Annotated in this window: 6 protein-coding genes; 4 read left to right on the top strand and 2 right to left on the bottom strand. The window is 45.7% G+C overall.

Annotated features, from left to right (window positions below):
* Positions 1 to 90 precede the first annotated feature (90 nt).
* Positions 91 to 1,128 (bottom strand): LCP family protein, encoded by a 1,038-nt coding sequence (locus MMY95_RS03765; RefSeq protein WP_003641230.1) that lies wholly within the window; start codon positions 1,126 to 1,128, stop codon positions 91 to 93.
* A 261-nt stretch (positions 1,129 to 1,389) separates the two neighbouring features.
* Between MMY95_RS03765 and MMY95_RS03760 the strand changes: the two genes are divergently transcribed.
* Complete coding sequence (locus tag MMY95_RS03760) at positions 1,390 to 2,052, top strand: phosphatase PAP2 family protein (protein WP_003645492.1); 663 nt, start codon at positions 1,390 to 1,392, stop codon at positions 2,050 to 2,052.
* Between the two features lie 184 nt (positions 2,053 to 2,236).
* Here MMY95_RS03760 and MMY95_RS03755 read toward each other — a convergent pair whose 3' ends face one another.
* The gene (locus MMY95_RS03755; RefSeq protein WP_003641232.1) at positions 2,237 to 3,031 is read right to left on the bottom strand and encodes an alpha/beta hydrolase; all 795 of its coding nucleotides are present in this window, start codon (positions 3,029 to 3,031) and stop codon (positions 2,237 to 2,239) included.
* A gap of 62 nt (positions 3,032 to 3,093) precedes the next feature.
* Here MMY95_RS03755 and MMY95_RS03750 point away from each other — a divergent pair, with 62 nt between their 5' ends.
* The 3 genes from MMY95_RS03750 to alsS all read left to right on the top strand — a co-directional run bounded on the left by MMY95_RS03750 (position 3,094) and on the right by alsS (position 6,043).
* A complete protein-coding gene (locus tag MMY95_RS03750) occupies positions 3,094 to 3,639 on the top strand; it encodes a GNAT family N-acetyltransferase (RefSeq protein WP_003641233.1) in 546 nt (181 codons plus the stop codon).
* Between the two features lie 11 nt (positions 3,640 to 3,650).
* Positions 3,651 to 4,175 carry an Rrf2 family transcriptional regulator gene (locus MMY95_RS03745; RefSeq protein WP_003641234.1) on the top strand — a complete coding sequence of 175 codons (525 nt, stop codon included), beginning with the start codon at positions 3,651 to 3,653 and terminating at the stop codon, positions 4,173 to 4,175.
* A gap of 185 nt (positions 4,176 to 4,360) precedes the next feature.
* On the top strand, positions 4,361 to 6,043 hold the full coding sequence (alsS, locus tag MMY95_RS03740) for an acetolactate synthase AlsS (protein ID WP_003644083.1): 1,683 nt from the start codon (positions 4,361 to 4,363) through the stop codon (positions 6,041 to 6,043).
* The last annotated feature ends 4 nt before the right edge of the window (positions 6,044 to 6,047 follow it).

The raw sequence follows: 6,047 nt of genomic DNA, 5'->3' as shown, positions 1-6,047 counted from the left end.
GCTCTACTAAGCAGTTCAGTTGGCGCTTTTTAATTAGTTAGCTGAGACATCGCAACAAGTAGTCACGACTCTTATCATCAAATCAGATGGTTAGTTTTGGTTAGCAAATTTTTCGCCGGTTGTCGCAGCCTTTAAATTAAGGGACTTACGTAAGACGTTCGTGACCCGTTGCTTTTCAGATTGCGAAACAACTTCGAAAGACTGACCATCAATCATCTTACCAGTACCCTGGGCGTGATCAGAGACGATATTCTTGGTTGCACTACGGTAATTAGTGACGATACTAGTTAAATTACCGAATGTTAAGTCAGTCCGTGTTTGTTTAGCAAGTGAATTTAAGAAATCTTGTTTAAGCAAGTTGGAAGCACTGGCGCTTTCTCCGATAATGGCGGTGATTAATTGCCGTTGCCGCTGTTGCCGACCATAGTCGCCGAGTGGATCATCATAACGCATCCGGGAATAGGCCAAGGCTTTGGCACCATTCATATGTTCTTTTTGGCCCTTAGTAAAAGTGTAACCTTCGTAGGTAAATGTCCGAATTGGAGTAATGTCAACGCCACCGATTTCATCCACAACTTTTTTCATGCCACCCATGTTGATCAGGGCGTAATAGTCGATTGGAACGTTCAACCATTTTTGAACGGTCTTGATGGTCGTTCCGGCACTACCATAAGCGTAGGCAGCGTTTAACTTAGTCGGGAAGTCCTGTTCGAAACCGGAGACAGCCACTTCAGAATCACGTGGTAAACTCATCAGGGTCGTTGTCTTAGTCTTGGGGTTGATCGTTGCTAAGATGATCGTATCGGTCCGGCCTTTATAGTTCCGCCCGAGAGCCCCGGTATCAGTTCCGAGTAATAGGATCGAGACGGGTTTCTTGCCATTCAATACGGCGCTCGTATTCCGACTCTTTTTAATACCACTACTCTTGAAGACGGTGTCGGCCGCATTCTTGGCGTTAAAATAAGTTCGCGCGGCAAAGGCCCCGGTCCCAACTAATAACACGGCAATAATGATTAAAACGGTATTGCGAACGGGGTGCTTCTTCTTGGGCCCGTTGCCGTTCCCCTGTGAATTGTTTCCTTGTGATTTCTCACGATGCATTTCTGAGCGACTTGGCATGTCTTCCATGAACTCTTCCTCCAATGGTAATAGTTATTCATAGTTTAGCATTTTTTCGGGTCAGCGGGAACTGAATCCACGTAAGATTTAGCTTGATTACCGATGACTGTCAGATAAATCATAACCTTTTTGTTAATAAAACGTGATTAAAATGGGAATTCTTTGTTTTTTTTTAAGGTTCCCTGAGAGATATTAATGATTCGTTCAGTCGATTAATAGACTATGGTATAATTTTGTTAATTTTAATATTAAATGGGGGTTCTTGTTTTGATGATCGATAAGTCGCGTAGTCGGCCGATCAAGTTTGTCATTGGGGTAATTTTATTTGCCTACTTAAGCTATTTTATTAGTGACGGCGCGGTTGGTATTGATTTACTAGATGTGGCCTTAACGTCGCTGGTCCAAATTAGTAATAGCGGTATTTGGACGGTATTTTATAAGGTGATTGCTTGGTTGGCGTCACCCGGAATGGACATTTTGTGGATCGTCATCCTGGCGTTTCTAATGTACGGATTTAAATATAAGATTCAAGCGTTCTGGACGCTAGCATATATGGTTGGTTCAATGGCGTTAGGCTTTATTGTCAAGCACATCATCGGCCGAGCGCGACCAATTGGTCATTTAGCGCAGGATACCGGATATAGTTATCCCAGTGGTCACGTTTTAGGAACCTTCGTGTTGGTCAGCGTGATTATCATGTTGATTGTTCCTGAGTTGCCAAGTTATCGAATGGCAATGATCGTCAAGTGGGTGAGTGTCGTATGGTTAGTATTGGTCATTTTCTCACGTATTTACTTGAATGCACATTATCCAACTGATACGATTGGGGCCGTGCTATTGGCATGGTCTTGGAGTCAAATCATGCAATGGTTCTACGTTTTCTGGGCACCAGGATTATTGAAATGGCCGTTGTTTTATCGTTCATATTTATAAAGACAATTAACAAACTTAAACTAATCTATTATTTAGCAGGCAACCGTGTCACTAAATAATAGACTCAAAATAAAAAATCGTTTGCTTTAATCGACACTACTCGGCTGATTGCGAGAAATTGATCGAAGCAAACGATTTTTTGTTTACATCTATAAAATATTAACTAGCAACGACTGGTAATGAACTAACGATTATCAGCTAGCCATTCAAGTGCTAATGTTAACCAGTGGGCGACGTGCGGCTGATTGGCGTCTGGTTTCCATGCTGTTTGTGCATTCGCAAGGGCTAGTCCGTGTGGGCCATGTTTAAAGACGTGTAGTTCATAAGGAATCTTAGCAGTTGCTAACGCAGTCGCGTAGGCAAGCGTATTGGTTGCTGGAACAATTGGGTCGTCAGCCGTTGTCCAGATAAAAGTCGGCTGATTATCTGAATTGACGTGTTGGTCAGCGGCCAGTTCGTTCGGCGTTGGTGTCCAGGTAGCCAAGGTCGCGTCATCCTTGGGAAAACCTAGCAATGGACTGATGACTGGATAGCCGAGTACCACGTTATTCGGCTTTAACATGGCGGGCGTTACGTTTAATTCAGTTGCCACGCGGGTCGCCCAGTAATCGTTATACAGTGCCACAATGTGACCACCCACGCTAAAACCAGCAGGCGTGATCTGTTGCGGATCAATATGCCATTCGGCCGCGTGTTGACGAAGCAAGTTGACTGCTCGTCCTAAATCTAATACGGGTGCTAATCCGAGTGGTTGTTGATCAGTGAGTAGCGTATATTCCAAGTAAAAGGCCTGGTAACCGTGCCCAGCGAAAGCCATGGCGAGACTCTCTGCTTGCGCCACTGGAATATGCGTGTATGAGCCGCCCGGAACGATAATAATGGCGGGTAAGTTCGTTTGGTGTGCGTTCGTATCCGGTTGATGCAAATAACCGGTCAATTGCGCGCACGTCGCTGTTAATTTTTGCTTAATAACTTGCATGCAATCACCTCAATTTGATATGGTTAACATAACTATTATAACGCAAGTCAGGTGGAACAGATATGGGCATGGTTACGGTTACAACTCGGAATGAGCAACTCGAGTTACGGCCATTTACGTTGGCAGATACAGAGGATTATTATGACTTAGTTCGTGATCCGTCAATTGCGGCATCGGCGGGCTTTACGCCAGCGCACAGCTTAGTGGAAGCCGAATTCTTATTGAAACAGCAAGCGAAGTTACCACAGATTTTTGCGATTGAACTAACAGCGATCCACCGCGTGATTGGCAGTGTGGGGTTGTATGAGCGCATGACGAATACGGGCGAACCAGCAACTTTAGAGATGGATCTCGGGTATATGTTGAACGCTCGATATTGGGGGCGGGGCATTATGACGGCAGCAGTTGCACGTATTTTACGATACGGGTTTGAAACGCTTCATTTGCGGCGGATCACAGCCAGTTGTCTAGCTAATAATCCGGCGTCTAAGCGAATCTTAGAGCATGCTAATTTTCGACAGTATGATGCTGTTCGCCATCCAGATTACGCCCCGTTTGGCGCTGGTCAGACGGAGTTATTCTTTGATTGTGTGGAATTAAACCTTTAGGAGGTGAGTTAATGCAACTCGCAAAATCGTTTGAACAGGCCGCCTGCGTGTTGGTATTGTTGGCTACACAGCAACCGGAGATTCCGTTGACTGCGGATGTCTTGCACGAGCGAATTGGTGGTTCCGCTTCGTATATTCGTAAGATTATTCGTAAATTAGTAGTGGCAGGACTGGTCACGTCTACCAGTGGAAATAACGGGGGTGTCCACTTGGCACGCTCACCTGAGGATATTTCAATTACAGATGTGGTCGCGGCCATCGAGGGGACGTTGCAGACCTTTCCGAATTATGGTTATTTTGACCGAGTATTTAAGGACGTTGAACCGGTCGCTCACGAAGGGACGAAAGTGGTCAACGGGATTTTTTCGCGAGCGGATCAATTATGGTTAGATTTTTTAGACCAGCAAAAACTGGCGACATTGATCAAGGAATTATTAGTTGTTACTCAAATCCCAGTGTTGGATTGGACGAATTATTCAGATGATAAAATGGCCCAATTAAATGCGCTGCTTAGTCGGATGCGGGCACATAAGTGAGACGTCGTACAAACTCGATAAAAATTGGGAGCGGTTTCGCTTGGTAAACCAATATTGACGCGCTTTTGCCAATCGGGGATCATTTTCAAAATGATACACTTTATTTCACAAGGCTGAAAATGCTGTTATTAAAGCGTTTTTTATGGTATTCTAACAATGAATTTCACAAGATAGAGGGGAACAACATGCCAGATAAGAAATATTACGGGGCCGATGCGATCGTCGACAGCCTTGTAAACCACGACGTTAAGTACGTATTCGGGATTCCAGGCGCTAAGATCGATCGGGTCTTTGAGCGCTTGGAGCACCCAGTCAACCCGAAAAGTCCGCGGTTGATCGTGACGCGGCATGAACAGAATGCCGCGTTTATCGCTGCCGGAATCGGTCGGATTACTGGGAAACCTGGTGTAGTGATGACAACATCTGGCCCCGGTGCCAGCAATTTAGCCACGGGGCTCGTAACGGCAACTGCTGAAGGTGACCCAGTCTTGGCAATTTCTGGTCAAGTTCAGCGTGCTGACTTGTTACGGTTGACCCACCAAAGTATGAATAACGCGGCACTATTTAAGCCGATTACAAAGTACAGTGCGGAAGTTCAAGAACCGGAAAACATTTCGGAAGTGCTCGCAAACGCCTACCAAGAAGCCACAGCTGCTAAGCAGGGTGCCAGCTTTGTTAGTGTGCCACAAGATGTCACTGATTCGATTGTACGCACACCTGTTATTACACCAATCCAAGCACCTAAGTTAGGGCCTGCTAGCCCGGTCGAAGCCACGTTATTAGCACAAAAAATCAAAGCAGCTAAGTTGCCGGTCTTGCTAGTTGGGATGCGGGCTTCTTCACCAGAAGTGACGAAAGCAATTCGGAACTTGGTGGCTGCTGCTAATCTACCAGTTGTCGAGACTTTCCAAGCGGCCGGCGTGATTTCACGTGATTTGGAAGCCAACCATTTCTTCGGTCGGGTCGGGTTATTCCGTAACCAACCGGGGGACATGTTACTAAAGAAGTCCGACTTAGTGATTGCGGTCGGTTATGACCCGATTGAATATGAACCCCGCAACTGGAATGCGGAAGGCAAATCCCGTATCGTGGTTATCGATGCAATGCGCGCTGAAATTGATCATAATTTTCAACCGGAAACCGAATTGATCGGTGATATTGCCCAGACGTTAGACTTTTTGTTGCCGTACATGAAGGGCTATGATATTAGCGATAGTGCGCGAGCTTACTTGGGTGAATTACAAGAACGGCTTCAGACGCGTGATTTCGTACCTAATATTGATAAGCAGTCCAAGTTAAATCATCCGCTGTCAGTAATTGCAGCCTTACAACAACGGGTCAGTGATGACATGACAGTGACGGTCGATGTCGGCAGTCATTATATCTGGATGGCGCGTCACTTTCGGAGCTATGAACCACGGCACTTGTTGTTCAGTAATGGGATGCAAACGCTAGGGGTGGCCTTACCTTGGGCAATCGCAGCGGCTTTGGTTCGTCCAGATACGCAAATCGTATCTGTCTCTGGTGATGGTGGTTTCCTATTTTCCGCCCAAGAGCTGGAAACGGCTGTTCGACTGAAGCAAAATATCGTTCATTTGATCTGGAATGATGGCACCTACGATATGGTTAAATTCCAAGAAGAAATGAAGTATGGCGAGGATGCAGCGGTCCACTTTGGCCCAGTTGATTTTGTGAAGTATGCTGAAAGCTTTGGTGCGACTGGCTTGCGGGTAAACCAACCTGCTGATTTGGAAAAAGTGCTTGATCAGGCCTTTGCCACGGATGGTCCAGTTGTGGTGGATATTCCAATTGATTATTCTGATAACAAGGCGTTAGGTAAGACAATGTTACCAGACCAGTTTTATTAAAATT

The organism is Lactiplantibacillus sp. ME-2, from assembly GCF_022549155.1.
GTDB lineage: Bacteria > Bacillota > Bacilli > Lactobacillales > Lactobacillaceae > Lactiplantibacillus > Lactiplantibacillus plantarum.
Note: the sequence above shows the minus strand (reverse complement) of the source record. Positions and strands in the feature narration are given on the sequence as shown.